Below are 25,351 nucleotides of genomic sequence, written 5' to 3'. Positions count from 1 at the left end.
ATAACAGGTTGGGTTTTTTCGTATGTACTAAAAAAGATTACTCTTTTTTATCAGTTTCTTCTTCTTTACTTGCGTCCTTAAATTCTTTAATTCCGCTACCTAAGCCACGCATTAATTCAGGGATTTTTTTACCACCAAAAAGTAGTAAAACAATCACGACAATTAAAACTATTTGCCATGGTCCTGGGGCTAAAAATATACTTAATGAAATCATCGTATGTTATTTTAAAGTACAAAGTTAATAATTAAAGTTTAATATAAACGTTTTAACACCAACTTTAGCATGAACTAAATACGATTGTGCCATATTTTTAAGTAATTTTGTGGAACCTATGGCTAATAAAAAGAAGAAATCTAGAAAGTTTACCAAGAAACTACTTAATAAGTATCGATTGGTTATTTTAAACGAGGACACTTTTGAAGAGCGTATTTCCTTAAAACTAACGCGACTTAATGTATTTGTGCTCATGTCATTATCGGCTATTTTTTTAATTGTAGCCACTACCATTTTAATTGCGTTTACGCCACTCCGCGAATATATTCCTGGTTATTCATCTGTGGCACTTAAAAAACGTGCAACAGAGTTAAATTATAAAACCGATTCACTCCAACAAGTTATTGCAATAAATGAGCAGTATTTTTCATCTATAAAAAAGGTTTTGTATGGCGAAGTTGATAAGGTAGATTTTAACAAAGATTCAATTATTGAAGCTACACGACAAGAAGCTAAAACTATAGATTTATCGCCAACCAAAGAGGATTCTATTTTACGAGAAAAAGTAAAAAAAGAAGATAAATACAATTTATTTGAATCGGCAAAACTCAATTCCAGTTTTATACTATTTCCACCTGTTTCTGGAACTATTTCTCAAGAATATAATGTGGAAGAAAAACATTTTGCTGTGGATATTGTAGCAGAAAAAGGAACACCAGTAAAAGCAACCGCTGACGGAACAGTAATTTTTGCCGATTGGACAACCGAAGCTGGTTACGTTATCATTTTAGAACATAGTCAAAGTTTAATTTCCGTGTATAAACATAATACCCTGCTTACCAAAGTACAAGGTGATGTTGTAACAGCTGGCGAAGTGATTGCCACAACTGGTAATACAGGTTCAATTACTACTGGACCACATTTGCATTTTGAATTATGGAGTGATGGATACCCTATTAATCCGACTAATTTTATAGATTTTAAATAATGTTTTCACTAAAAGCTTTATTGGCGAAACCATTCGCAAGTTATATTATTAGAAAGGAGAAAAAGTGGATTGATAACCCTATTGAAACCCAAGAACAGGTGTTTCAGGAACTCATAAGTCAAGCCAGTTCCACGGCCTTTGGAGCGGATCATGATTTTATTAGCATTAACCATCATGCGGATTTTGTAAAACGTGTACCAATTCGCGATTACGAAGAACTAAAACCCTACGTAGAGCGTGTTGTTGCCGGGGAACCCGATGTATTATGGACAGGAAAACCGCTTTATTTCGCCAAAACATCAGGTACTACATCGGGTGCTAAATATATTCCGTTGACTAAGGAAAGTATGCCAACCCATGTTACGGCTGCGCGAAATGCTATTTTATCCTACATTCATGAAACGGGAAATTCACAATTCGTAGCAGGAAAAATGATATTTCTACAAGGAAGTCCTGTTTTACATGAGCAAAATGGGATTCAATTGGGACGCTTATCCGGAATTGTGGCTCATTTTGTCCCAGAATATCTTCAGAAAAATCGCATGCCGTCTTGGGAAACCAATTGTATTGAAGATTGGGAAACCAAAGTGGAAGCTATTGTTAAAGAAACGCTTCCAGAAAACATGACCGTTATTTCTGGAATTCCATCTTGGGTTCAAATGTATTTTGAGAAAATTCAACAAAAAACAGGTCAGAAAGTGGGTGATGTTTTTAAAAACTTCAACCTTTTTATTTTTGGAGGTGTAAACTATGAACCCTATCGTGCTAAATTTGAAAATTTAATCGGCCGGAAAGTTGATAGTATTGAATTATATCCAGCCAGCGAAGGATTTTTTGCCTATCAAGATAAGCAAGATGAAAAAGGCATGTTATTGCTTTTAAATGCGGGTATATTTTACGAATTTATTCCAGCTGATGCATTTTTTGATGCACATCCAACTAGATTAACCCTTAAAGATGTAAAAATTGGTGTTAATTACGTGATGATCATTTCAACAAACGCAGGGCTTTGGGCATACAATGTTGGAGATACCGTTATGTTTACATCCACAAAACCGTATCGTGTAATTGTTTCTGGCAGGATTAAGCATTTTATTTCAGCTTTTGGCGAACATGTTATAGGAAAAGAAGTAGAACAAGCTTTAAAAGAAGCCATTGAAGGAACCAATTTTCAAATTTCTGAATTTACAGTTGCTCCCCAAATTACACCAGAATCGGGATTGCCCTATCATGAATGGTTTATAGAATTTGAAAATGACGTAGCAGATGTTTCGCAATTAGCTGCTAAAATTGATGCGGCTTTACAGAATCAAAACAGTTATTATTTCGATTTAATTAAAGGTCGGGTTTTACAGCCGTTAAAAATAACTATGATTACCAAAAATGGTTTTCAGGACTATATGAAATCTATAGGAAAATTAGGAGGTCAGAATAAATTACCACGTTTATCAAACGATAGGAAAATTGCAGATAAAATCTACAATTTGAATTTGATTAAATAATAGTATATTTGATAATTAAACAGTTTTTATGAACAAAAAAAAGCATCATGCTAGAACGAGAGCTCAAGAAAGCTCAAATGCAATAGAAAGAATGTACATTACCATGAGACATTTATTTAATCGTGGTTTTTATAAGCCTATGGGTGTTTCAGGTGAAACGCTTCGTGAGGCTTTATTACTTTTACGTCCTGAAATTTATGGGTCCATTGGTGATGAAAAAGCAGAATTAGAAGGACTTTTATATGTTATAGATAGATTACCTCAAGGTATTGAAGAATGCATGTTTATTAACCTGACTAGTGATGAAGGTTACGGTAACTCCCATTTTAAAGCTATAATTCCTCCAAAACGACGCAGAAATTGTTATCGCATTGACGATGAACAAATGAATATTGAAATTACAAGAGGTCGTTCAGAGATTTATGATATTCTAACCCACTTAACCTTTATGTTTGTGGAATCTCATAAAATAAGCAAGCGCGTTTTAATTGATGAATCTGGTGGTACTACGCGCGATTGGATTAAGTTAGAAAAAGCTGTTTTAGCCAAAAAAAAACTTACCCAAAACGAACGTGAGATTGCTATAACACATACGGCAAATATTTTGGGAAGAACGTTTGATGAGTTGCGCTTTGTTTATGAGCAATTTCAAACACCAGAACAACCAGAGCGTTTATTACATATTGTTTATTGGTTAGGAAAACTTGCTATTGAGGAAGTTATTAATAATAATAAACGCACCATTACTTTTAGCCCTGTTTTACGCGAGCGTTTAGGTCATCATATTCATGGTGAAATATGGGCAGATAATATTAAAAATATTTTACATAAAAATAACCTTTTAGAAAGACCAATTCATATCATTAGTGCCAATATGCATAGTGTTATGAATACAATTTATGCACCAACAGCGCTAAAAAGTTTACTAGGTAAAAAAACCATTTTTCAGGTTTACGAAGAAATCAGTAAAAAAGAAAATGAATCTCTACGTGAAAAGGTAACCAAGCAAGCCTTACAAGGGGGCATGATTTATATACCAGACACGTCTGGAACCAATATAGATGTACAGATTTTTGATACAGAAAAGATAGATTTATCGAAAACTGATTTAGAAATTACTAAAACCGATAAGAAATCCGAAAAACCTATTATATTTGTTATGGATTATGCTTTTGGAGAACAAGCCTACGAAACCATTGACGAGTTATTAAAACCTGCCCAAATTGATAATAAAAGTATTCATTTAAATGTGGCATCCGTATCCATTATGGGTAAAGCAGGAATTTTGGAAGGTGGAAAAGGCGATATTATGATACCGTCTGCACATATTTTTGAAGGGACAGCTGATAATTATCCATTTGTAAATGAGTTATCCAAGGCAGATTTGGATGGTCATGGTTTGTCTGTTTTTGAAGGCTCTATGATAACGGTATTAGGAACATCATTACAAAACAAAGATATTTTAAGGTTTTTCTATAATTCTACGTGGCATGTTATAGGACTTGAAATGGAAGGTGCTCATTACCAAAAAGCAATTCAATCGGCATCCAAGGTAAGAAAAACAATTAATCCAGATGTTAAAGTGCGTTATGCCTATTATGCGAGTGATAATCCTTTAGAAACAGGAGGTACATTAGCATCAGGTGGATTGGGGACGTCAGGAGTAAAACCAACCTATTTAATAACAAGAAAAATATTACAACAAATATTTAATAATCAGTAGATAGATATGAACGAGAATCCTCAAAATTCTAATAAATCAAACGATTCAGAAGAGGTTGATTTAGGGCAGTTATTTAATGTGATAGGAAACGTCTTTAATAAGTTTATTAGCTTCATATCCAATATCTTCAAAGCTATTTTTTCTGTTATAATTTTTAGTTTAAAGGTTGTAATAGTAAATATTAAAATCATAGTGGTTATAATGATTTTAGCTGGTATTTTGGGGTATACACTTGAAAGGATGAAACCTAAAGTTTATAGTTCATCTATGCTAGTTAGACCATATTTTGAGTCCAAATTCCAGCTTGTTACAAACATAGGTTATTATAATGCATTGTTAAGTAATAACAATTATGAAACGATAGCCGACTTATTCGAAATCTCTAAAGAAGATGCGCATGAACTGGTAAGTTTTGAAATTGAGCCTGGTCCAGAAACTGAAAATGACAAAATTATACAGTACGATCGCTTTGTGAAATCTATAGATAGTGTTCGTGCAAATGAAATTAGTTTTGATGATTATATAGCAAATAGAAGCATTTACAGTGGCGAAATATTTCAAATCACAGTTAGTTCTCGCAAGAATGATATTTTCACAAAATTAGAAAATGGTTTAAATGCATCGTTTACCAATGAGTATTCTATAAAAAGAATGAAAAAAAGAGACTCCTTAATTGGTATTCAAAAAGACAATATTATCTCTCAACTAGCGCAAGTAGATTCCTTACAAAAGATATATATTAACGTTTTAGAAAATGAATCACAATCCCAAGCATCAGAATTTAGTATTGGAGGAGAAGGATTTTCATTAAGTAAAGACAAGTCCAATACACGTGAATACGACTTATTAGAGAAAGAAATAAGTTTAAGAAACCAATTACGGGATTTAGATGAGAAGAAAGTAGACGAAGATGTGGTTTTCGATGTTATTTCAAGCTTTCAGAAAGTAGGTAAAAATGTCAGCCATTGGACGGATAAATACGCTTTAATATTTCCATTAATTGCATTTTTAATTCTTTGTGTATTTTACATAACAAGAAGAACCGTGTTATATGTCAAGAGTTATGAAGCATAATACCTTATTAATAACCGGTGGCGCTGGGTTTATAGGCTCAAATTTTATTGTTCATTTGCTTGAGAATTTTCAAGATATTTCCATTGTAAATTTAGACAAGCTCACTTATGCAGGTGAGCTTTCTAATTTAACCGAAATAGCAAAAAATAGTAGATACCATTTTGTTGAAGGTGATATTTGTGATAGAGAATTAATTGAAAAGTTATTTGAAAATCACCAATTTAATGGAGTTATCCATTTTGCTGCGGAATCTCACGTAGATAATTCCATCAAAAACCCGGATGCCTTTATAGAGACAAACGTTTTTGGTACCTTTAATCTACTAGATGTAGCTAAAAAGCATTGGATGCATGGACCTAATCAATTTAAATCAGGTTGTGAGAATAATAGGTTTTTACACATTTCAACCGATGAAGTTTACGGAACATTAGGCAAAACAGGCTTGTTTACAGAAACCACACCTTATGCGCCAAATAGTCCATACAGCGCTTCAAAAGCGTCATCAGACTTTATCGTGCGTAGTTACTTTCATACCTATGGAATGAATGTAGTTACCACAAACTGCTCTAATAATTATGGACCAAAACAGCATGATGAAAAGTTGATTCCAACAATTATAAGAAAAGCCATTACTGGAGAGAATATTCCAATTTATGGCGATGGTAAAAATATTCGCGATTGGTTGTATGTTTTGGATCACTGCCAAGGAATTTATCTAGCTTATCAAACCGGAAAAGCTGGAGAAACCTATAATATTGGTGGTAAAAATGAACGAAACAATTTAGAAATAGCTCATACTATTTGTGACGCGTTAGACGAATTAAAACCGAAACACACAAGCTATAAAGAACAAATTACCTTTGTTTCTGACAGACCTGGTCATGATTTCCGTTATGCCATTGATGCATCCAAAATTGAATCTAATTTAGGCTGGAAGGCTGATGAAAATTTTGAGTCAGGCATTAAGAAAACAATTAATTGGTATTTAGATAAATATAAAAAATAGATGAAAGGGATTATTCTAGCAGGAGGATCAGGCACACGGTTACATCCATTAACGTTATCGGTTAGTAAACAGCTCATGCCTGTCTATGACAAGCCCATGATTTATTATCCGTTATCAACCTTAATGTATGCTGGAATACACGAAATCCTTATTATTTCAACACCTAAAGATTTACCCTTATTTCAAGAGTTATTAGGCGATGGCAAGAAGTTTGGTTGCACCTTTGAATATGCCGTTCAAGAACATCCTAATGGTTTAGCTGAAGCGTTTTTAATAGCTGAAGATTTTATTCAAAAAGATAAAGTCGCTTTAATTCTGGGTGATAATATTTTCTATGGTTCTGGTTTGGCTAAATTGCTTCAGAGTAATAATAATCCTGATGGTGGTATTATATATGCATACCGCGTCAATGATCCAGAACGCTATGGTGTTGTAGATTTTAATGATGAAGGACAAGTTATGTCTATTGAAGAAAAACCTGAAAAGCCAAAATCTAATTATGCTGTTCCAGGTATTTATTTTTATGATAATTCCGTTATTGAAGTCGCAAAAAACATCAAGCCAAGTCATCGTGGTGAATTAGAAATAACAGACGTTAATAAAGCCTATTTAAAACAAGGTAAACTAAGTGTTAGTATTTTGGATAGAGGAACAGCTTGGTTAGACACTGGCACGTTTGATTCGCTTATGCAAGCGGCACAATTTGTTGAGGTTATAGAACAACGTCAAGGATTAAAAATTGGCTCCATAGAAGCCGCTGCTTTTGAAATGGGTTATATTACAGAAAATCAATTTAGAGCATTAGCAGAACCATTATTAAAAAGTGGTTATGGCATCAATCTTTTAGGTATGTTGAATAAATAATGGGAATTACAGAAACAAAATTAAAGGATTGCTTCATTCTTGAACCCCAAGTTTTTCAGGATTCAAGGGGCTATTTTTTTGAGAGCTTTAATCAGAATAATTTTTTTGAGGCAACAGGTCAACATGTCAATTTTATTCAAGACAATGAGACTTTTTCTACCAAAGGCGTTTTACGTGGCCTTCATTTTCAAACAGGCAAATTTGCCCAAGCCAAACTCGTTCGTGTTATAAAAGGTCGTGTTTTAGATATTGCCGTAGATGTTAGGCCAGACTCCTCAACATTTGGTGAGTTTCAAGCTTTAGAATTATCTGAAGATAACAAAAAACAATTTTTTCTACCACGAGGTTTTGCTCATGGGTTTGTGGTGCTGAGTGACACAGCCATTTTTGCTTATAAATGTGATAATTATTACAATAAAGAGTCTGAAGCTGGAATTATTTATAACGATCCCAGCTTGAATATTGATTGGCAATTGCCAGAAAAGGAGTTGCTTTTATCAGATAAAGACAAACTACTGCCAACATTTGAAGCCTTTTTTAAATGAAAACAGAGGTTTTAATTACGGGTTCTAACGGTCAGCTAGGTAAGACTGTATTCGCCTTACATCAGGGCAATAATTATAAGGCTCTTAATTTTACCTTTACAACTAAAGCTACTTTAGATATTTCAAACCAAGAGCAAGTAGACAGATACTTTAAATCTAATAACTTTAACTATTGCATAAATTGTGCAGCTTATACGGCGGTTGATAGAGCTGAAGACGAAAAAGAAGAAGCCTTTTTAATTAATGCTATTGGAGCTAGAAATTTAGCGGAAGCTTGCAAAAAATATGGAGTTATTTTAATTCATATTTCTACAGACTTTGTGTTTGATGGTTCAAAAAATGAACCATATTCGGAAACAGACATTCCAAATCCTATAAATGTTTATGGAGCATCCAAACTACAAGGCGAAAGAAATATTCAGTCTATTTTAGAGAATTACTTTATCATTAGAACCTCATGGTTGTATTCTGAATTTGGAAATAACTTTGTAAAAACCATGTTGCGTTTAGGCGCTGAAAAAGAGGAGTTACATGTTGTAAATGATCAAATTGGCAGTCCAACCTATGCCCAAGATTTGGTAGAAGTTGTTTTGGAAATTATAATAAGTGGCAATAAGAAATTCGGCTTATATCATTTTAGCAACAAAGGCGCTATAAGTTGGTTTGAATTTGCTCAAGCTGTTTTTAAATTAGGCCAAATTTCTATCAAGTTAAATTCAATACAGACTAAAAACTATCCAACGCCCGCTAGAAGACCAAAAAATAGTGTATTGGAATCCTCAAAAATTGAAACTGCATTTAAGATAACAACAGCCGATTGGAAAAACGGGTTACATCAGGTAATTGCTAAATATTATGAATAAAAATTTACAAATTGCTATAAAAGCATCTTTAGCCGCAGGAAAGGAAATAATGGAAGTTTATGATACTGCTTTTGCGGTAGACTTTAAAGATGATAATTCGCCATTAACCGAAGCCGATAAGAAAGCAAACAACATTATTAATTCATATTTAGTTCCTTCAAAAATCCCCATAATTTCAGAAGAAAATAAACAAACAGATTTTTCTATTAGAAAGCATTGGGAAACTTGTTGGATAGTGGACCCTCTTGATGGCACTAAAGAGTTTGTAAAGCGCAATGGCGAATTCACTGTAAATATTGCATTAGTTACCCAAGGAAAACCAGTGTTAGGGGTTATTTATGTGCCAGTAACTCAAACACTTTATTATTCAGATATAGAAAATAGTAAATCCTTTAAAGCTAGTTTGACATCGCATGATGTATCACTCGAACGTGTTCAGCAAGTAGCAAAAGCAATTCACCCTAAAATTACTGATAATAAATTGGTTAAAATAGTGGGAAGTCGTTCGCATATGAATCCAGATACGCTAGATTTTATTGAAAAATTAAAATTTGCAGGAAAGGATATCGAAATTGTTTCTAAAGGGAGTTCTTTAAAATTTTGCATAATTGCGGAAGGTGAAGCTGATATTTATCCGCGTTTTGCACCAACAATGGAATGGGATACAGCTGCTGGTCAGGCTATTTGTGAGGCAGTAGGTATTAACGTAATATCAGTAGACATGGAACAGAAATTAGTATACAATAAAGAGAATTTATTGAATAGTTCTTTTTTAGTTAGTAAATAATGGCAGATTCATCTTACAAAAGACATATAGCTAAAACCATAACTTGGCGTGCTATAGGTACTATGGATACGTTTGTTTTATCTTGGTTAATTACAGGAAGCCCATTAATTGGATTTAAATTAAGTTTTGCTGAAGTAACTACAAAAAGTATTTTGTACTATTTGCATGAGCGTGTTTGGTATAAAATGTCTGTTACAAAGGGTGGTGTAACTTTAGAAAGTAGAAAACGACATTTGTTTAAAACTATAACTTGGCGTATAGTAGGTACTTTAGATACTATGACTTTAGCCTGGATCATTTCTGGTAATCCTTTAGCGGCTGTACAAATTGGTTTAGCTGAAGTTGTGACAAAAATGATTTTATACTATTTGCATGAGCGTATTTGGTATAGATTAAATTACGGGTTATCCACTCGTCAAAATGACTAATTATGGACGATAATATTTTTTTACAAGCGTATCAAGTCTCAAGAAAAGACCGTCAAAAATCAAATGGTCATAAACCTTTATTAATATGGTTTACGGGTTTATCAGGTTCTGGTAAATCTACCATAGCGAATGCTGTAGAAACCAAATTATTTCAAGAAGGTATAAAAACATATTGTTTAGATGGCGACAACATTCGGAAAGGTATTAATAGCGATTTAACCTTTTCTCCCGCCGATAGAAATGAAAATATGCGACGAATTGGTGAAATTGCAAACCTTATGCTAGATGCGGGATTAGTTACATTAGCAGCCTTTGTTTCTCCGTATAAAAAAGATCGACTGAAGATTAAAAATATAGTGAAAGATGTTAACTTTGTTGAGGTATATATTAATACAAGTATTGAGGAGTGCGAGAATCGTGACGTAAAAGGTCTATATAAAAAAGCGCGGGCTGGTGAAATTAAAAATATGACTGGTATATCAGCACCTTACGAAGCACCAGATTATCCAGATATTGAAATTCTCACCGAATTTGAAACTGTAGATGAGGCCGTAGAGCGAATAATAGATTATATAATGCCTAAATTATAATGGATTATGAGTAAATATTATTTAAATTATTTAAAGGAATTAGAGAGCGAAGCAATATATATACTACGTGAAGTTTATGCGCAATTTGAGAATCCTGTAATTTTATTTTCCGGAGGAAAAGATTCAATTTTAGTCACTTATCTCGCTCAAAAAGCTTTTTATCCGGCTAAAATACCTTTTTCTTTAATGCATGTAGACACAGGGCATAATTTTCCAGAAACGATTAAGTTTCGAGATGATATTGTTAAGGATTTAGGCGTAAAATTAATTATAGGTTCTGTACAAGACTCTATTGACGGTGGACGCGTATCGGAAGAAAGAGGTAAAAATGCCACGCGAAATGCTTTACAGACCACTACACTTTTAGATGCCATAGAAGCGCATAATATAGATTGTGCCATTGGCGGTGGTCGTCGTGATGAAGAAAAGGCACGCGCCAAAGAGCGTATTTTTTCGCATAGAGATGAATTTGGTCAGTGGGACCCAAAAAATCAACGTCCAGAATTATGGAATATTTTTAATGGCCAACATTTTCAAGGTGAACATTTTAGAGTGTTTCCTATCAGCAATTGGACCGAAATGGACGTTTGGAATTATATTAAACTCGAAAATATTCCCATTCCGTCTCTCTATTTTGCACATGAACGTGAAGTGGTTAATAGAGGTGGAACATGGATACCAAATTCAGAGTTTTTAATTTTGGAAGATTATGAGCAAGTGGTCACTAAAAAAATTCGCTTTAGAACATTAGGAGATATAACAATTACAGGCGGTGATGAATCTGATGCTGATACATTAGAAAAGATTGTTATAGAAGTTGCCAGTATTCGCCATACAGAACGTGGCAATAGAAGCGATGATAAACGATCTGAGACGGCTATGGAAGACAGAAAGCGTCAAGGATATTTTTAATGTAAAAATCTCTTGAAGATATAAATTTTTTACAAAACTCAAATAATTACCATGTTAGATAATAATCAATTATTACGTTTTACAACAGCAGGAAGTGTTGATGATGGGAAAAGCACCTTAATAGGCCGTTTATTATACGATTCTAAATCAATATTTGAGGATCAACTCGAAGCCATTGAAAAAACGAGTAAGAGAAAAGGGGGTGAAGGGATTGATTTAGCATTGTTAACGGACGGTTTAAGAGATGAACGAGATCAAGGTATTACCATAGATGTTGCCTATAGATATTTTACAACTCCCAAACGTAAATTCATTATAGCAGATACACCAGGACATCATCAATACACCCGTAATATGGTTACAGGTGCTTCAACGGCCAATGCAGCAATAATTTTAGTGGATTCTAGACATGGTGTTGTTGAGCAAACAAAACGCCATTCTTTTATAGCATCGTTACTTCAAATATCGCACATTATCGTATGCATAAATAAAATGGATTTAGTTAATTTCTCCGAAGAAGTTTATAGTACTATAATTAATCAATTTGAAAGTTTTTCATCTAAAATGTTGGTGAAAGATGTTCGTTTTATTCCTATATCAGCTTTATTAGGTGACAATGTTGTAAACAGATCTGAAAATATGCCTTGGTACCAAGGATCGCCTTTGCTGCACACCTTGGAAACCTTACATATTAGTAGTGATATTAACAAAGTAGATGCCCGTTTCCCAGTTCAGACCATAATTAGGCCTCAATATGGCGATTTCATTGATTATCGCGGATATGCTGGTCGTATTGCCAGTGGTGTTTTTCGAATCGGTGATGAAGTAACCATTATGCCTTCAGGCTTTTCATCAAAGATAAAATCTATTAATTTATTTAAAGAAGAAATATCTGAAGCGTTTGCTCCTATGTCTGTTTCAATGACATTAGAAGACGATATAGACATAAGTCGCGGTGATATGATTGTGCGTTCAAACAATAAACCCGAAGCGGTACAAGATATTGAGGTTATGCTATGTTGGTTAAATAATAAATCGGCAAAACCTCGTGCAAAATACAGTATACATCATGCTAATAATGTACAAAAAGCTATGATAAAAGAAATCATTTATAAAATAGACATTGAAACACTAAATCGCGATATTGAAAATAAAGAATTAAACATGAACGATATCTGTAAAGTTAAAATTAGAACAACTAAACCATTATTGGTGGATTCTTATCGTGATAATAGAGCCACAGGAAGTATTATTTTAGTTGATGATTTAACTAACGACACTGTAGCTGCGGGAATGATTTTTTAGGCTATTTGCATTGTTTTATTTATAACATAAAAATTATAAAGTCTCTTTGATTTATTTATATTTGCCAACTGATAAATATCATAAAAGAGATTTTACGGGTTTATAATTACTTAAAAATCAACATCTTTAAGAATAACATAAGATTTAAAATTAGAACATGCTAGATTTAAAAGGAAAATCAATATTAATAACAGGAGGTACAGGTTCTTTAGGGAAAGCCTTAACAACGCATATCCTTTCTAAATACCCAGATTTAAGACGTTTAATCATTTTTTCACGAGATGAGCAAAAGCAATTTCAAATGGCTCAAGAATATCCGTCTGATACCTATCCACAAATCCGTTATTTTATTGGCGATGTTAGAGATAAAGAACGATTGGTAAGGGCGTTTCAAGGTGTTGATTACGTTATTCATGCAGCTGCTATGAAACATGTTCATATAGCGGAATATAATCCAGACGAATGTATTAAAACCAATATTGGAGGTGCAGAAAACGTGGTGGATGCCTGCTTTAAAACCAAAGTGGAACGCGTTGTTGCATTGTCAACCGATAAAGCTTGTGCACCAATTAACTTATATGGTGCTACCAAGCTTACATCAGATAAATTATTCATTGCGGCTAATAATATAAAAGGTGAAAATCCTATTCGTTTCTCTGTAGTACGTTACGGAAATGTTATGGGGTCTAACGGATCCGTCATTCCATTTTTCATAAATAAAAAGAAAGAAGAAAACGTCCTTCCAATTACAGACCCGAATATGACACGCTTTAATATTTCATTACAAGGCGGTGTAGATATGGTTATGCACGCATTAGAACATGCTTGGGGAGGTGAGTTATTTGTTCCTAAAATTCCATCTTATAAAATTTTAGATGTGGCAAATGCTATTGGTCCTGATTGTGATAAACCCGTGGTGGGAATCCGACCAGGTGAAAAAGTTCATGAGGAAATGATAACTGCTTCCGATTCGTTTTATACTTATGATTTAGGTAAATATTTTACTATTTTACCTCCAACTCATAAATGGAGTTTAGAAGATTATATCAGCAATTTTAATGCTAAAAAAGTGCCTTACGGCTTTAGCTATAATTCTGGAGATAATGACGATTGGGAAACCGTTCAAACCTTGCGAAACTTAATTAAGCAACATGTAGATCCAAACTTTTAATAGTCATGAAAGACGCCATACCTTACGGAAGACAATCAATTACTCAAGATGATATAGATGCGGTTGTAGAAACCCTAACTGCCGATTATTTAACACAAGGTCCGAAGGTTAAGGAGTTTGAAGATAAATTTGCTGCTTACGTAGGCTCCAAATATGCCGTAGCTGTAAATAACGCCACCTCCGGTTTACATTTGGCCGTATTGGCTTTAGGGTTAAAAGCAGGCGAACGTGTTATAACGACACCAATTACGTTTGCAGCTTCCGCAAATTGCGTACGGTATGCCGATGGCGAAGTTTGGTTTGCAGATATTGATCCGGATACCTATTTACTGTGTTTAAAGAGTACTAAAAAATTAATTGAAAGCAAACCAAAAGGTTTTTTTAAAGGTATTATTCCAGTAGATTTTGCAGGTTTACCTGTAAATTTGGAAGCTTTCAGAGCATTAGCCCAAGAACATGATTTGTGGATTATAGAAGATGCCTGTCATGCACCTGGAGGCTATTTTACCGATTCCAACGGCAACAAACAAATGTGTGGGAACGGGAATTATGCTGATATTGGTATTTTCTCATTTCACCCCGTAAAACATATTGCTTGTGGAGAAGGAGGAATGGTAACCACTAATTCTGAAAAGCTATACAAAAAATTAGCATCTTTAAGAACGCACGGCATTACCAAAGAAAACATGGCAGAAAATCATGGTGGCTGGTTTTATGAAATGCAAGAATTGGGATATAATTATAGATTAACCGATATTCAATCTGCTTTGGGAATCACCCAATTGTCTAAAAACAAAGCTGGTGTTGCACGTAGAAATGAGATAGCAGATAGATACAAACAAGCGTTTAAAAATAAAATTAAATTTCAGAGTCTACCCAGTAAAACTCAAAATGCCCATCATTTATTTGTAATTGAGGTAGACGATAGAAAAGGGCTTTACGACTTTTTAAAGTCACATCATATTTTTGCTCAAATACATTACATTCCAGTTCATACCTTGCCCTATTATAAGGAAATTGGCTATGATAATGCAAATTTAAATAACTCTGAAAATTACTATTCCAAATGTATTAGCTTACCTATGTATCCAAGTTTAACGGATAAAGAACAAGAATTTGTAATTGAAAAAGTAAATAATTGTTGTGGATTTAACAACTAAAATAGGATTAGGAACTGTTCAGTTTGGAGTTGATTATGGCATATCAAATCAATCAGGAATGACTTCAAAATTAGAGGTAAAATATATTTTAGATACCGCGTACAATTTGTCTATTAATACAATAGACACTGCAATGGCTTATGGTAATGCTGAAGAAGTTATAGGTAATTATGAACTAAATAGATTCAAAGTTGTTTCAAAGTTTATGCCTTCAGAAGAATATGGAAGTGTTTATTTTCAATTAATTGAAAGTTTAAAAAAACTCCAAATTTATAAATTGTACGGTTATTTAGCACATCGACCAATGTACTTAATTAATAACCCTAAAGATTGGAAGGAATTAATTAAGCTGAAAGATGAAAATAAAGTAGAAAAAATTGGGTTTTCCCTAAATACTGTTGAAGAATTAGAATTGTTAATAAAAAAGGATTTTATACCAGATATAATTCAGGTGCCATATAATTATTTTGATACAAGGTTTGAAAAATCGATGATTTTGCTAAAACAAAAAGGTTGTGAAATTCATACAAGATCAACTTTTTTACAGGGATTATTTTTTATGAATCCTACGCATTTAGGAGATTTTTTTAATGATATTAAACCTCTATTAAATAAATTGCAAAATGAAAATAAATTTCTTGCAGGAGCCTTACTTAATTATGTCTTAAACAAGGACTTTATTGATAAAGTTATAGTTGGAGTTGAAAATACTAATCAGCTCAAACAAAACATTAGCGATATAGAAAAAGCAGAAGAATTAGAAGAATTAAAAATCAATGTTAATAATGAAATATTAAGCCCTTTTTTATGGAGAAAATAAAGTTTGGTGTAATAGGAATTAGCGAAGGAAATGGACACCCTTATTCTTGGAGTGCCATTTTTAATGGTTTTAATACTGAAGCAATGGCGTTATGCCCATTTCCTGTAATACCAGGATATTTAAATGAAAGAGAGTTTCCATTAGATTTTTTAACAGATAAAGGGGAAGTAACACATATTTATACACAAGATTATAAATTGTCAGTACAAATAGCAGAGGCTTCAAATATTAAAAATATTGTTGAGAAACCAGAAGATCTTATAGGTCAAGTTGATGCTATATTGTTAGCTAGAGATGATGCAGAAAATCATTATGAAATGGCTAAAATTTTTATTGAAGCGGGTTTACCAGTTTATATTGATAAACCATTAGCCCTATCTAAACATGACGCAAAACAAATTTTTAAACTTCAAAAACAACCACATCAAATATTTACTTGTTCTGCATTGCGGTTTGCAAAAGAGTTACTAATTTCTGATTCAGAAAGAGAAGAAATAGGAGAAATAGTGCATGTGGAAGCATCAATTTCTAATAAATGGGATACGTATTCTATTCATATTATAGAATCAATTATTTCTCAAATTCCATTAAGAGGAAAATTGTTAGATGTAAAATCTATAAAAAAACATGGGTTTAATCATTGCTTAATAGAATGGGAAAATACATCAGCTTATATAAAAACAACTGGAGAGCACAAAAAATCAATAACTTTTGAGTATTATGGAAAAACCCAAACAGTTACAAAAACATTTGTAGATTCTTTCTCTTGTTTTAAAAACGCATTAGATAAATTTGTGAATATTATTAATAAACAAGATAAAACGTTTATTGATGAAGTTGAAGTAATAGAAATAATAGAAATAATAGAACGTGCTAAAAAATGAAATCAATTTTAATAACAGGCGGAAGTGGAAAAGTTGGATTTCAACTAGTAAAACACTTTCTTAAAAAGAATTTTCAAGTAGTTACAACCACGAGAAACAAACAAAGATTTCAAGAAAATAATTTAGCTAAATTAAATAAAGATAGTTTATTAAACTTAAGCGTTATAGAGGTAGATTTTACCCAAAAAGAAGCTATTGAAATAATTTCTAATTTTCTTGTTAATAATAAATTAGTTTTAAAAAGTATTATTCATAATGCAAGATGTCTAGATTTTTTAAAAATAAAAGAAGATAATTCAGTTAGTAAGGAAAATTTTATTGGAGAATTTTATTTGGATGTTATTTTTCCATATCACCTAAATTTAAGCATTATTAAACAGCAAAACAATGAATTAAAAAATATTATTTTTGTCTCATCTATTTATGGTATTGTTGCTCCAACACCTAGTTTGTACGATGATTTTCATAAATCCTCCCCTATAAATTATGGTGTTTCTAAAGCAGCTCAAATTCATTTAACTAAAGAATTAGCGGTAAGGTTAGGTCCAGATATTAGAGTAAACTGCATAAGTTTTGGAGGAATAAAAGGTAGGACTAATGAAGAATTTGTTGAAAAATATAGTAACTTAACTCCACTACATAAAATGCTAAACGAGATTGATGTAGTTGCACCTGTTGATTTTTTAATTTCTGAAAGCTCATCTAATATGACAGGACAAAATTTAATTATAGATGGAGGTTGGACAATATGGTAAAACAAAATATCACAGCAATTATTCCTGCAAGAGGAGGTTCAAAAAGAATTCCTCAAAAAAACATTATCTCAATAGGAGGAAAACCAATGATTGCTTGGACTATTGAGGCAGCATTAAAGTCCAAATATATTAATAAGGTTATTGTAAGCACGGATGATGAGAACATAGCATTAATATCAAAAGATTTTGGCGCAGAAGTCCCTTTTTTACGAGACAGTAACGCTGATGATTATGCGCCAATTAGTTTGGCAACTGTAGCAACACTTAACCAAATGTCATCTTTGGGTATGGACAGTCCTGATATAGTTGTTCAATTAATGGCCAACTGTCCTATAAGAGGAACAAAAGAAATAGATGAAGCTTTAAATCACTTTATCAACTCATCAAAAAGTGAATTTCAAATAAGTGCTTTTAAATTTGGTTGGATGAATCCGTGGTGGGCACATACTATCAGCAAAGATAATATTGCAAAACCACTATTCGATGACGATTTGAGACTAAAAAGATCTCAAGATTTAGAAGATTTGTATTGTCCAACTGGAGCAATTTGGATAGCAAAAACAAAAAGCCTTTTAGAAAGTAAAACCTTTTACGGTGAAAATTACCAATTTTTCTCTATGAATTGGATAAGTGCAATTGATATAGATGATTATGAAGATTTAGAAATGGCAAGTTTTTTTATAAATAAAAAATTATTATAAAATCATAGCAAGAAAACAATAGCAGATACTAAAATCTATAAATAATGTCTAAAAGAAAAATACTTTGTAGAGCTGACGGAAATTCCAGTATTGGTCTTGGACATATGTATAGAATGTTAGCCATAGCTGAATTTTTTAAAAATGAATATGACATTATTTTTGTTACTAAAAAAGATTCTTCAACTTCAATTATTCCTAAAGCATATAAAATATCTTATATTCCTGAAGACGTTTCGACTCAAGACGAACCAAGATGGTTATCCAATAATTTTACAATTCTAGAAAATATAATAATAGCAGATGGTTATCAGTTTGTAAGTTCCTATCAAAGAGGTATAAAGAGAGAAGGCTTCAAATTAATTTATATAGATGATTTGGTAAAAGAGCACATGTATGCAGATGTGGTTATAAATCATTCTCCAAAAATATCGGTATCTGATTATCAAAGTGAAAAATACACTAAATTCGCACTAGGGTTAGATTATGCTTTATTACGTCCCGTTTTTTTAGCCCAAACAAAATTAAAACGAGAAATTAAAAACATTGATAGTGTTTTTTTATGTTTTGGAGGTGCGGATAAAGATAATTTCACATTAAAGATGTATAATTTGTTAAGAAAGATGAATTTTATTAAAGAAATTCATATTATTATCGGAGCCGCATACAAACACTCAATAAAAGACTTTAAAGACGATAGAGCTATTCTATATAATAACCTTAATGAAAATGATTTAATAGAAGTTATGTATAAGTGTAATTTGGCTATTGCACCAACTAGTACAATTTTATTAGAGCTATGCTGTATAAATATTCCTATAATTTCTGGATATCTAGAAGAGAATCAAAAAAAAGCATATAAAGCACTTTACGAATTAGGAGCTATTTCAGGTATAGGTGATTTTAAGAAAGTTAAATTAACAAAAACCAACTTAAAAAATAAAATTAACTTATTAGAAATAGAAACCCTTTTAAAAACACAAAGTCAATTATTTAATAAAAATCAAATAGAAAACTTTAAACAACTTATATATTCATTATGAAAAATAGATTATACCTTAAAGAAATTATAACATCTGATATTGATGATAGAGTAATGTCTTGGTTTGAAGACAAAGACTTAATGAAATATTATACAAGCTCAAAAAAGAAAATAGGCAAAGCAGACCTTTTAAGGTCAATTAAAGACAGTGAAATAAATAATGTTTATACTTTTGGAATATTTTTTAAAGACAACGATGTATTAATAGGAACAATTAAAATAGGCCCTATACACCAGGTTCATAAAACAGCTGATTTGGTTGCATTAATAGGAGATAGAAACTATTTAGGCAAAGGGCTATCTGTTGATGCAATTAAATTAGCAAATGAAATAGCATTTACAAAATTTGATGTACGTAGACTGCAAGGAGGTATGTACGTATCAAATATAGCATCAATAAAAGCGTATACAAGAGCAAACTGGATGATTGATGGTTTACATAAAGGGTTCTATTATCTGAATAATAAAAATGAAGACAGAATTACGGTTTGTTGTTTAAACCCTAAATATTTTACAGATCTAGAAATTAATACAATTAAAAATCAAGAATCAAGATATGTTTATTAATAATAAAACATTTATTATAGCAGAATTATCCGCAAACCATGGTGGAGATATTGAAATAGCAAAAGAAACTATCCGTGCAGCAAAGCGAACAGGTGCAGACGCAATAAAGCTACAAACATATACAGCAGATACGATTACCATGGATAGTGCTCAAGATCATTTTAAAATCTCTCAAGGAACTCACTGGGATGGTCAATTTTTATACGATTTATATAAAGAGGCTTCATTACCTTGGGAATGGCATGCAGAACTATTTGAAGTTGCAGCTCAAGAAAATCTAGTCTGTTTTTCATCACCTTTTGATAGAACAGCTGTTGATTTTTTAGAAACTTTAAATAATCCAATTTATAAAGTCGCTTCATTTGAAATTACAGATATTCCATTAATAAAATACATTGCTTCCAAACAAAAACCAGTTATAATTTCTACAGGAATTGCAACTATTGAAGATATAGAATTAGCCATATCCACCTGCAAAGCTGAAGGGAATACAGATATAACTATTTTAAAATGTACCTCTGCTTATCCTGCAAACCCAAAAGATGCCAACTTGCTAACCATTCCAGACATCGCTAAACAATTTGGTGTAAAAGCTGGATTGTCAGATCATACAATGGGTATTGAAGCACCTATGGTAGCTGTGGCTCTAGGAGCAAGCGTAATTGAAAAACATTTTATATTAAATAAAAAAATAGGTGGACCTGATGCCCATTTTTCTCTGGATGAAACGGAATTTAAACAAATGGTAGATGCCGTGCGATTAACCGAAAAGTTAATGGGAACAATTAATTATGAAATGACTCCTGAAAAGCAAAAAAGCAGAGAATTTTCTAGATCGTTATTTATTACACAAGATGTAAAAATAGGGGACAGAATTTCAGAAGAAAACATACGTTCAATTCGTCCAGGTTACGGATTGCACCCTAAATATTATAATGAAATTTTGGGTAAGAAGTTTATTAGTGCTACTAAAAGAGGAGAACCATTGACTCTTAAAATGATTGAAAGTTTATAAAATGAAATTATTATTTATAGAAAATAGGTACAAAACGTTTTTAATGGCGGCTGTTGCTAATCAATTAAGCAAAAATGGACACGACATTCACTGGCTTGTTCAAAACAAAGAATTTTTACCTACAGGGAATTTTAAAACGCATATTATAGACTATCCTAGGAGCAATAAAAAAATTTGGGAGAAAGATGAAGCGGTTGAAAATGTTATAAAAAGTGATAGGCAATTTAATCATTTTAATAAAAAGAATACGGCTTATTTCTATTATTATAATGACAAAATTGAACAGTATTTAAAAGCACTTAAACCCGATTTGGTTTTTGGAGAAGCCACAGCTTTTCATGAACTATTAACCATAAACAATTGTAAAAAGTGGAATATTCTTTATTTAAATCCATGCACTTGCAGATATCCAGTTGGGCGTTTTTCATTTTATAAATATAATACGTTGGAGCCTTATTTGGGAAGTAATGAATTCCTTTCAAATGAAGAAGCAGAAGATGTTATTGACCAAATAATTAATCGAAAAACCGCTCCAGATTATATGAAAGCTCGGCGCACAACTACAGGTGAAATTATTAACGATAAAATTAAAAAAATTCGATCGTATGTTAAGGGTGAAAAATATAATACACCAAGTCCCATTATGAAATTCAAATTGGAGAAAGAGAAAGATAGAAATATAAAACTATGGGATGCTTTTGCTAAAAATGGAATAGATGTCTCTAGTAAAACGGTTATCCTCTACCCATTACAAATGCAACCAGAAGCTAATATAGATGTTTGGGGACGTAAACATAGAGATCAATTACAACTTATAAAAGCCATCAGTAAATCCTTGTCTGATGATACCGTTTTAGTGGTGAAGCCTAATCCAAAATCTAAATATGAATTATCTAGAGCGCTTGTAAATTATGTTAAGGATTCTGCTAATATTATAGGCTTACAACATCACGTTAAAATGGATGATGTTTTACCTTTTATAGACCTTGTTATTACAGTTACTGGAACTGTAGCTATAGAATGTGTATTGAGTAACAAACCTATTGTAACCTTAACTAAAACGGTAAATAATACGGCCAATAACTGTATATTTATAAATAATGTGGATACCGAATTAGAGCCTTTGATAAATTTGGTGAAGAATAAGTCGTTTAACAAAATTTCAAATCAAGAAAAAATTGATTTTATAAACATACTCAATTCTACTAGTTATCAAGGTATCATTTCCGATCCCTTTAGCGATGAAAACTGTATGTCTGAAAAAAATATAGCAAATTTAACGCGTGCTATCGAATCTATTATTAATCCTGAAATTTGAAAAAAATAATTACATCTATAATAGCCTTTGTATTTCCTAGCTTTCTAGCAGTTCTGTTATTAAGACTATTGGGTCATAAAATTGGTCGTAGCGTAAAAATCGGATTTAGTTTTATTTATTGTAATAAAATTGAAATTGGAAATCACGCTAAAATTGGTCATTTGAATCTTTTATTGAATGATAAACTTCTTTTATGTGAATATGCCAAAATTGGATATTTGAATATATTGAAGGGGCCGTTTTCATTATTATTAAAAAAACAGGCCGCATTGGGAAATAAGAATTACTTGACTCGGGCTAAAATTGGAATAACTTATGGCGAAAGTCAATTAAATTTAGGGGAATTAACAAAAATTACGACAGGTCATCATCTAGATTTAACCCAATCCATAATTTTTGGTGATTTTAGTATTTTAGCTGGTATTCGCTCGCAAATGTGGACGCACGGCTATTATCATGCGGACCAAGGAAAAGACCGGTTAAGAATAGATGGTGAAATTCATATTGGGAATAATGTTTATATTGGCTCTGGTTGTATTTTCAATCCGGGTGTTAATGTAGCCAATGCCATACATATTGGAGCTGGTTCAGTGATTTCAAAAAATCTGGAACTTTCAGGTATGTATGTGGGACAAGGTTTGCGTTACATTGAAAACGATTTAGGCACAATACAATCTAAACTTAAAAAAGTTGAAGGTTTTAATCTTGTAGAACAAGTTTACACCAAATAGTACATGAGCGTTATTAACCCAATAAAACTTTTATTAGTATCATTATTAATATGGTTCTTAATATATATTCAGATTCCAGCTGAATATATCTATACAGGTAGCTTGTTTTTTCCCATTTTAACTCTTGTATCCTTTTTATTAGCTTTTATTTTTGGTGTCATTTCTTTAAAAAGAAGTTCAGTAAAAGTAATAGGTGTTCCTCCTGTTAAAAAATTAAAACAGATTATCTATTTTATGTTTTTATTAGGTTTTGCGGGGGTATTGTTAAAAATTTATGTAGGCTATTTTAATTCGGAAATATTTTCAGCAGACAATGTTTTTGAGCAAAGATTAGAGAACATGAATAAAGAATTAACGGGCGGTTTTATGGGTATAATAGGGTCTATATTATTTCCGTTTGCTTTTGTAAGCTTGTTAATGGTTTTATATAATTTCCGGATTTTTAGTAAAACATTTATATTTCTATCAATCATATTTGGCTCATACCCTTTTATAGAAACCGTTTTTATGGGAGGAAGAACTATAATTGCGCTATTAGGTACGACTCTAATATTCGTTTTAATAGCAAGCTATAATAAAAATTCCATGATTGCATCTAGAAAAGTTTTGTGGTTTGGAAAACAGTTATTTAAACTTCCAGAATTTTTCTTTAAAAAGCGTTTTTTTATCCCTTTTATTCTATTAACTATTTTATTTACAACTTATTCGTTTAATGTTGTAAATAGTAGACTTCAACGGTTTGGATATGGTGATGCAACTTTAAAAGTATGGGAACGGGAGGATTATCAATGGGTTAAGTTTAATGATGACTTCAAGGCTACATATTATACATCATCTGAAGAAGACAAAGCAAGAATGATAGGGTATTATAGCCTTAAACATTACTTTGCTCATGGAATGGTGGAGTATGTACGTTTGGTGAACCATTTAGACAGTACTACAGGATATTTTTATGGGCAGTATGAATTTAGTGTGTTTTTTAAATTTTTTAGAGCATTTGGCGTGCCGTTAAAGTCGACTAAAGACATGCAAACCAAATTAGACCGTAAAGCCGTTTATTCTACTTTTTTTGGCCCATTTTATCTAGATTTTGGAATATTTGGTATTATTATTCTTTTTTTTTGGGGGCGATTCATAAAACGAGTCTATATACACGCTCAAAATAGAAACACACAGTATGTTGTATTTTATGGTTATTTGTCAACGATAATTATAACATCTGCTTTTATAAATTTTATTTTAGGCTCCTCAAGTTATTATTTATTCGCTTTTTTTATAGCCTTGTTTCTATTTAAATTTTGGCCAAATAATTTGGTTTTAAAAAAAACGCAATGAAAAAACTGCTATTCTATTTAATATGTGTAAGCTTATTAAGCTCATGTGGAAAAAATGAAAAACAAACTCTATTAAGTCCAATGATTATTGGTAATGTAGATGATAGCAAATTAGTAATTAATGACTCGTTTCCTATCGGTGACGTCCGGCGCTATGGCGTTTATCCAAATACTATCATAGCAGGCTCTTATTTAAAAGCTATTTTAGAATTTTCAAGTGGTGGATCAGAATTATACTTCCCGGAAGGATATTATCCAATTAACTTAAGTCTAGTTGGTTTATCTAATATTTCAATTTATTTTGATCATGCTATTTTGGGAGGTGGGTTATCAATTATTGATAAAGCTAATGAGTCTAGTTCCACAATTGCTATTAAAGGTAATTTAAAAGTTCTAGATAAAATTTTTATTAGAAATTCCAATAATATTTACTTTCAAAATGTAACTGTCGCATCTGATACCGTAAAGAACTTATATAAAAATAAAAATAGAGGTGTTAGTATTTATTCTGGAGCGAGATACTTAAAATTTGAAAAATTATTAATACAAGACACGGGTGGTGATTCCCTGAAATTTTACACACACATAGCCGCAGCTTTGCAAGTTCATGGTTGGAATAATAATCCAGAATACATATCTATAGATGAGTTGGAGATTGAAAATGCGGGGAGAACCGCGCTATATTTAACAGGGAACAACCACCTTTTAAAAAAAGTTACTATTCGTAATTTTGGTTTAGGGAGCCCCAAAAATATGTTTGGTTTAGAAGACAGCAATCCTGGCGATGAAACTGAATTTTCAGGTGCGTGGATAAATAAGTGTAATAATTGTGTCATAGATTCTTTATCCATTAAAAACTCTATGCACAAAGGTGATTACAGTATTCATTTTGGAATTGGACAATACTCCAAACCAAGTTTTATTAATAATGTTCAATTTTTAGAACATGCTATAAAAATGCCTTTGAAAGATGATCCGCTTACTAATATATTAGTTAAAAAAGTGTATTAAATATGGTTCAAAGGCTTATATCAAAAAGAAGAATTATAGGTGTA

27 protein-coding genes are annotated in these 25,351 nt (G+C 32.0%); 26 read left to right on the top strand and 1 reads right to left on the bottom strand.

What is annotated here, in order from left to right:
* Positions 1 to 37: 37 nt before the first annotated feature.
* A complete protein-coding gene (locus ACN0QX_RS05025; RefSeq protein WP_066254180.1) occupies positions 38 to 214 on the bottom strand; it encodes a twin-arginine translocase TatA/TatE family subunit in 177 nt (58 codons plus the stop codon).
* Between the two features lie 118 nt (positions 215 to 332).
* On the opposite strand from ACN0QX_RS05025, the gene ACN0QX_RS05020 reads away from it, so the two are divergent.
* The 26 genes from ACN0QX_RS05020 to ACN0QX_RS04895 all read left to right on the top strand — a co-directional run bounded on the left by ACN0QX_RS05020 (position 333) and on the right by ACN0QX_RS04895 (position 25,307).
* Complete coding sequence (locus ACN0QX_RS05020) at positions 333 to 1,202, top strand: M23 family metallopeptidase (RefSeq protein WP_248396868.1); 870 nt, start codon at positions 333 to 335, stop codon at positions 1,200 to 1,202.
* A complete protein-coding gene (locus ACN0QX_RS05015; protein WP_417195760.1) occupies positions 1,202 to 2,704 on the top strand; it encodes a GH3 auxin-responsive promoter family protein in 1,503 nt (500 codons plus the stop codon). Before ACN0QX_RS05020 ends, ACN0QX_RS05015 begins: the two co-directional genes overlap by 1 nt.
* Positions 2,705 to 2,732: 28 nt before the next feature.
* Entirely contained in the window at positions 2,733 to 4,427 is a 1,695-nt protein-coding gene (locus ACN0QX_RS05010) for a DUF6909 family protein (protein ID WP_248396866.1), read from the top strand.
* A gap of 6 nt (positions 4,428 to 4,433) precedes the next feature.
* Complete coding sequence (locus tag ACN0QX_RS05005; protein WP_417195759.1) at positions 4,434 to 5,501, top strand: hypothetical protein; 1,068 nt, start codon at positions 4,434 to 4,436, stop codon at positions 5,499 to 5,501.
* On the top strand, positions 5,491 to 6,507 hold the full coding sequence (gene rfbB / locus ACN0QX_RS05000; RefSeq protein WP_417195774.1) for a dTDP-glucose 4,6-dehydratase: 1,017 nt from the start codon (positions 5,491 to 5,493) through the stop codon (positions 6,505 to 6,507). The genes ACN0QX_RS05005 and rfbB overlap by 11 nt, the downstream gene beginning before the upstream one ends.
* Positions 6,508 to 7,371 carry a glucose-1-phosphate thymidylyltransferase RfbA gene (gene rfbA, locus ACN0QX_RS04995; protein WP_248396863.1) on the top strand — a complete coding sequence of 288 codons (864 nt, stop codon included), beginning with the start codon at positions 6,508 to 6,510 and terminating at the stop codon, positions 7,369 to 7,371. It abuts the gene before it with no gap.
* Positions 7,371 to 7,916 (top strand): dTDP-4-dehydrorhamnose 3,5-epimerase, encoded by a 546-nt coding sequence (rfbC, locus tag ACN0QX_RS04990; RefSeq protein WP_376858344.1) that lies wholly within the window; start codon positions 7,371 to 7,373, stop codon positions 7,914 to 7,916. The genes rfbA and rfbC overlap by 1 nt, the downstream gene beginning before the upstream one ends.
* Positions 7,913 to 8,779 (top strand): dTDP-4-dehydrorhamnose reductase, encoded by an 867-nt coding sequence (rfbD, locus tag ACN0QX_RS04985; RefSeq protein ID WP_417195758.1) that lies wholly within the window; start codon positions 7,913 to 7,915, stop codon positions 8,777 to 8,779. Before rfbC ends, rfbD begins: the two co-directional genes overlap by 4 nt.
* Positions 8,772 to 9,566, top strand: coding sequence for a 3'(2'),5'-bisphosphate nucleotidase CysQ (gene cysQ, locus ACN0QX_RS04980; RefSeq protein ID WP_248396860.1), 795 nt, complete (start codon positions 8,772 to 8,774; stop codon positions 9,564 to 9,566). Before rfbD ends, cysQ begins: the two co-directional genes overlap by 8 nt.
* Entirely contained in the window at positions 9,566 to 9,994 is a 429-nt protein-coding gene (locus ACN0QX_RS04975; protein WP_417195757.1) for a DUF2061 domain-containing protein, read from the top strand. The genes cysQ and ACN0QX_RS04975 overlap by 1 nt, the downstream gene beginning before the upstream one ends.
* 2 nt (positions 9,995 to 9,996) lie before the next feature.
* Complete coding sequence (gene cysC, locus ACN0QX_RS04970; protein ID WP_417195756.1) at positions 9,997 to 10,584, top strand: adenylyl-sulfate kinase; 588 nt, start codon at positions 9,997 to 9,999, stop codon at positions 10,582 to 10,584.
* Positions 10,585 to 10,590: 6 nt separating this feature from the next.
* The gene (gene cysD / locus ACN0QX_RS04965) at positions 10,591 to 11,496 is read left to right on the top strand and encodes a sulfate adenylyltransferase subunit CysD (protein WP_248396857.1); all 906 of its coding nucleotides are present in this window, start codon (positions 10,591 to 10,593) and stop codon (positions 11,494 to 11,496) included.
* 51 nt (positions 11,497 to 11,547) lie between these two features.
* Positions 11,548 to 12,801, top strand: a complete 1,254-nt coding sequence (locus ACN0QX_RS04960; protein ID WP_417195755.1) for a sulfate adenylyltransferase subunit 1 — start codon at positions 11,548 to 11,550, stop codon at positions 12,799 to 12,801.
* Between the two features lie 157 nt (positions 12,802 to 12,958).
* Complete coding sequence (pseB, locus tag ACN0QX_RS04955; protein WP_417195754.1) at positions 12,959 to 13,972, top strand: UDP-N-acetylglucosamine 4,6-dehydratase (inverting); 1,014 nt, start codon at positions 12,959 to 12,961, stop codon at positions 13,970 to 13,972.
* Between the two features lie 5 nt (positions 13,973 to 13,977).
* The gene (pseC, locus tag ACN0QX_RS04950) at positions 13,978 to 15,132 is read left to right on the top strand and encodes a UDP-4-amino-4,6-dideoxy-N-acetyl-beta-L-altrosamine transaminase (protein ID WP_417195753.1); all 1,155 of its coding nucleotides are present in this window, start codon (positions 13,978 to 13,980) and stop codon (positions 15,130 to 15,132) included.
* Positions 15,116 to 15,952, top strand: a complete 837-nt coding sequence (locus ACN0QX_RS04945; protein WP_417195752.1) for an aldo/keto reductase — start codon at positions 15,116 to 15,118, stop codon at positions 15,950 to 15,952. The genes pseC and ACN0QX_RS04945 overlap by 17 nt, the downstream gene beginning before the upstream one ends.
* A complete protein-coding gene (locus ACN0QX_RS04940; protein WP_417195751.1) occupies positions 15,940 to 16,836 on the top strand; it encodes a Gfo/Idh/MocA family oxidoreductase in 897 nt (298 codons plus the stop codon). The genes ACN0QX_RS04945 and ACN0QX_RS04940 overlap by 13 nt, the downstream gene beginning before the upstream one ends.
* Positions 16,833 to 17,591 (top strand): SDR family oxidoreductase, encoded by a 759-nt coding sequence (locus ACN0QX_RS04935; protein WP_417195750.1) that lies wholly within the window; start codon positions 16,833 to 16,835, stop codon positions 17,589 to 17,591. The genes ACN0QX_RS04940 and ACN0QX_RS04935 overlap by 4 nt, the downstream gene beginning before the upstream one ends.
* Entirely contained in the window at positions 17,585 to 18,292 is a 708-nt protein-coding gene (locus ACN0QX_RS04930; protein ID WP_417195749.1) for a cytidylyltransferase domain-containing protein, read from the top strand. Before ACN0QX_RS04935 ends, ACN0QX_RS04930 begins: the two co-directional genes overlap by 7 nt.
* 44 nt (positions 18,293 to 18,336) lie before the next feature.
* Positions 18,337 to 19,332, top strand: coding sequence for a UDP-2,4-diacetamido-2,4,6-trideoxy-beta-L-altropyranose hydrolase (pseG, locus tag ACN0QX_RS04925; RefSeq protein ID WP_417195748.1), 996 nt, complete (start codon positions 18,337 to 18,339; stop codon positions 19,330 to 19,332).
* Positions 19,329 to 19,898 (top strand): GNAT family N-acetyltransferase, encoded by a 570-nt coding sequence (locus tag ACN0QX_RS04920; protein ID WP_417195747.1) that lies wholly within the window; start codon positions 19,329 to 19,331, stop codon positions 19,896 to 19,898. The genes pseG and ACN0QX_RS04920 overlap by 4 nt, the downstream gene beginning before the upstream one ends.
* Complete coding sequence (pseI, locus tag ACN0QX_RS04915) at positions 19,888 to 20,913, top strand: pseudaminic acid synthase (RefSeq protein ID WP_417195746.1); 1,026 nt, start codon at positions 19,888 to 19,890, stop codon at positions 20,911 to 20,913. The genes ACN0QX_RS04920 and pseI overlap by 11 nt, the downstream gene beginning before the upstream one ends.
* A gap of 1 nt (position 20,914) precedes the next feature.
* On the top strand, positions 20,915 to 22,231 hold the full coding sequence (locus ACN0QX_RS04910; RefSeq protein ID WP_417195745.1) for a hypothetical protein: 1,317 nt from the start codon (positions 20,915 to 20,917) through the stop codon (positions 22,229 to 22,231).
* Positions 22,228 to 22,962 carry an acyltransferase gene (locus tag ACN0QX_RS04905; RefSeq protein WP_417195744.1) on the top strand — a complete coding sequence of 245 codons (735 nt, stop codon included), beginning with the start codon at positions 22,228 to 22,230 and terminating at the stop codon, positions 22,960 to 22,962. The genes ACN0QX_RS04910 and ACN0QX_RS04905 overlap by 4 nt, the downstream gene beginning before the upstream one ends.
* Before the next feature lie 3 nt (positions 22,963 to 22,965).
* On the top strand, positions 22,966 to 24,297 hold the full coding sequence (locus tag ACN0QX_RS04900; RefSeq protein WP_417195743.1) for an O-antigen polymerase: 1,332 nt from the start codon (positions 22,966 to 22,968) through the stop codon (positions 24,295 to 24,297).
* Complete coding sequence (locus ACN0QX_RS04895) at positions 24,294 to 25,307, top strand: hypothetical protein (RefSeq protein ID WP_417195742.1); 1,014 nt, start codon at positions 24,294 to 24,296, stop codon at positions 25,305 to 25,307. The genes ACN0QX_RS04900 and ACN0QX_RS04895 overlap by 4 nt, the downstream gene beginning before the upstream one ends.
* Positions 25,308 to 25,351: the final 44 nt, after the last annotated feature.

This window comes from Bizionia sp. (assembly GCF_048259285.1).
Taxonomy (GTDB): domain Bacteria; phylum Bacteroidota; class Bacteroidia; order Flavobacteriales; family Flavobacteriaceae; genus Algorimicrobium; species Algorimicrobium hallyeonense.
Note: the sequence above shows the minus strand (reverse complement) of the source record. Positions and strands in the feature narration are given on the sequence as shown.

What these genes read in the sequence shown, in the direction of transcription:
- ACN0QX_RS05025 (WP_066254180.1), bottom strand. Translation starts at nt 214, where the DNA reads ATGATTTCATTAAGTATATTTTTAGCCCCAGGACCATGGCAAATAGTT.
- ACN0QX_RS05020 (WP_248396868.1), top strand. Translation starts at nt 333, where the DNA reads ATGGCTAATAAAAAGAAGAAATCTAGAAAGTTTACCAAGAAACTACTT.
- ACN0QX_RS05015 (WP_417195760.1), top strand. Translation starts at nt 1,202, where the DNA reads ATGTTTTCACTAAAAGCTTTATTGGCGAAACCATTCGCAAGTTATATT.
- ACN0QX_RS05010 (WP_248396866.1), top strand. Translation starts at nt 2,733, where the DNA reads ATGAACAAAAAAAAGCATCATGCTAGAACGAGAGCTCAAGAAAGCTCA.
- ACN0QX_RS05005 (WP_417195759.1), top strand. Translation starts at nt 4,434, where the DNA reads ATGAACGAGAATCCTCAAAATTCTAATAAATCAAACGATTCAGAAGAG.
- rfbB (WP_417195774.1), top strand. Translation starts at nt 5,491, where the DNA reads ATGAAGCATAATACCTTATTAATAACCGGTGGCGCTGGGTTTATAGGC.
- rfbA (WP_248396863.1), top strand. Translation starts at nt 6,508, where the DNA reads ATGAAAGGGATTATTCTAGCAGGAGGATCAGGCACACGGTTACATCCA.
- rfbC (WP_376858344.1), top strand. Translation starts at nt 7,371, where the DNA reads ATGGGAATTACAGAAACAAAATTAAAGGATTGCTTCATTCTTGAACCC.
- rfbD (WP_417195758.1), top strand. Translation starts at nt 7,913, where the DNA reads ATGAAAACAGAGGTTTTAATTACGGGTTCTAACGGTCAGCTAGGTAAG.
- cysQ (WP_248396860.1), top strand. Translation starts at nt 8,772, where the DNA reads ATGAATAAAAATTTACAAATTGCTATAAAAGCATCTTTAGCCGCAGGA.
- ACN0QX_RS04975 (WP_417195757.1), top strand. Translation starts at nt 9,566, where the DNA reads ATGGCAGATTCATCTTACAAAAGACATATAGCTAAAACCATAACTTGG.
- cysC (WP_417195756.1), top strand. Translation starts at nt 9,997, where the DNA reads ATGGACGATAATATTTTTTTACAAGCGTATCAAGTCTCAAGAAAAGAC.
- cysD (WP_248396857.1), top strand. Translation starts at nt 10,591, where the DNA reads ATGAGTAAATATTATTTAAATTATTTAAAGGAATTAGAGAGCGAAGCA.
- ACN0QX_RS04960 (WP_417195755.1), top strand. Translation starts at nt 11,548, where the DNA reads ATGTTAGATAATAATCAATTATTACGTTTTACAACAGCAGGAAGTGTT.
- pseB (WP_417195754.1), top strand. Translation starts at nt 12,959, where the DNA reads ATGCTAGATTTAAAAGGAAAATCAATATTAATAACAGGAGGTACAGGT.
- pseC (WP_417195753.1), top strand. Translation starts at nt 13,978, where the DNA reads ATGAAAGACGCCATACCTTACGGAAGACAATCAATTACTCAAGATGAT.
- ACN0QX_RS04940 (WP_417195751.1), top strand. Translation starts at nt 15,940, where the DNA reads ATGGAGAAAATAAAGTTTGGTGTAATAGGAATTAGCGAAGGAAATGGA.
- ACN0QX_RS04935 (WP_417195750.1), top strand. Translation starts at nt 16,833, where the DNA reads ATGAAATCAATTTTAATAACAGGCGGAAGTGGAAAAGTTGGATTTCAA.
- ACN0QX_RS04930 (WP_417195749.1), top strand. Translation starts at nt 17,585, where the DNA reads ATGGTAAAACAAAATATCACAGCAATTATTCCTGCAAGAGGAGGTTCA.
- pseG (WP_417195748.1), top strand. Translation starts at nt 18,337, where the DNA reads ATGTCTAAAAGAAAAATACTTTGTAGAGCTGACGGAAATTCCAGTATT.
- ACN0QX_RS04920 (WP_417195747.1), top strand. Translation starts at nt 19,329, where the DNA reads ATGAAAAATAGATTATACCTTAAAGAAATTATAACATCTGATATTGAT.
- pseI (WP_417195746.1), top strand. Translation starts at nt 19,888, where the DNA reads ATGTTTATTAATAATAAAACATTTATTATAGCAGAATTATCCGCAAAC.
- ACN0QX_RS04910 (WP_417195745.1), top strand. Translation starts at nt 20,915, where the DNA reads ATGAAATTATTATTTATAGAAAATAGGTACAAAACGTTTTTAATGGCG.
- ACN0QX_RS04900 (WP_417195743.1), top strand. Translation starts at nt 22,966, where the DNA reads ATGAGCGTTATTAACCCAATAAAACTTTTATTAGTATCATTATTAATA.
- ACN0QX_RS04895 (WP_417195742.1), top strand. Translation starts at nt 24,294, where the DNA reads ATGAAAAAACTGCTATTCTATTTAATATGTGTAAGCTTATTAAGCTCA.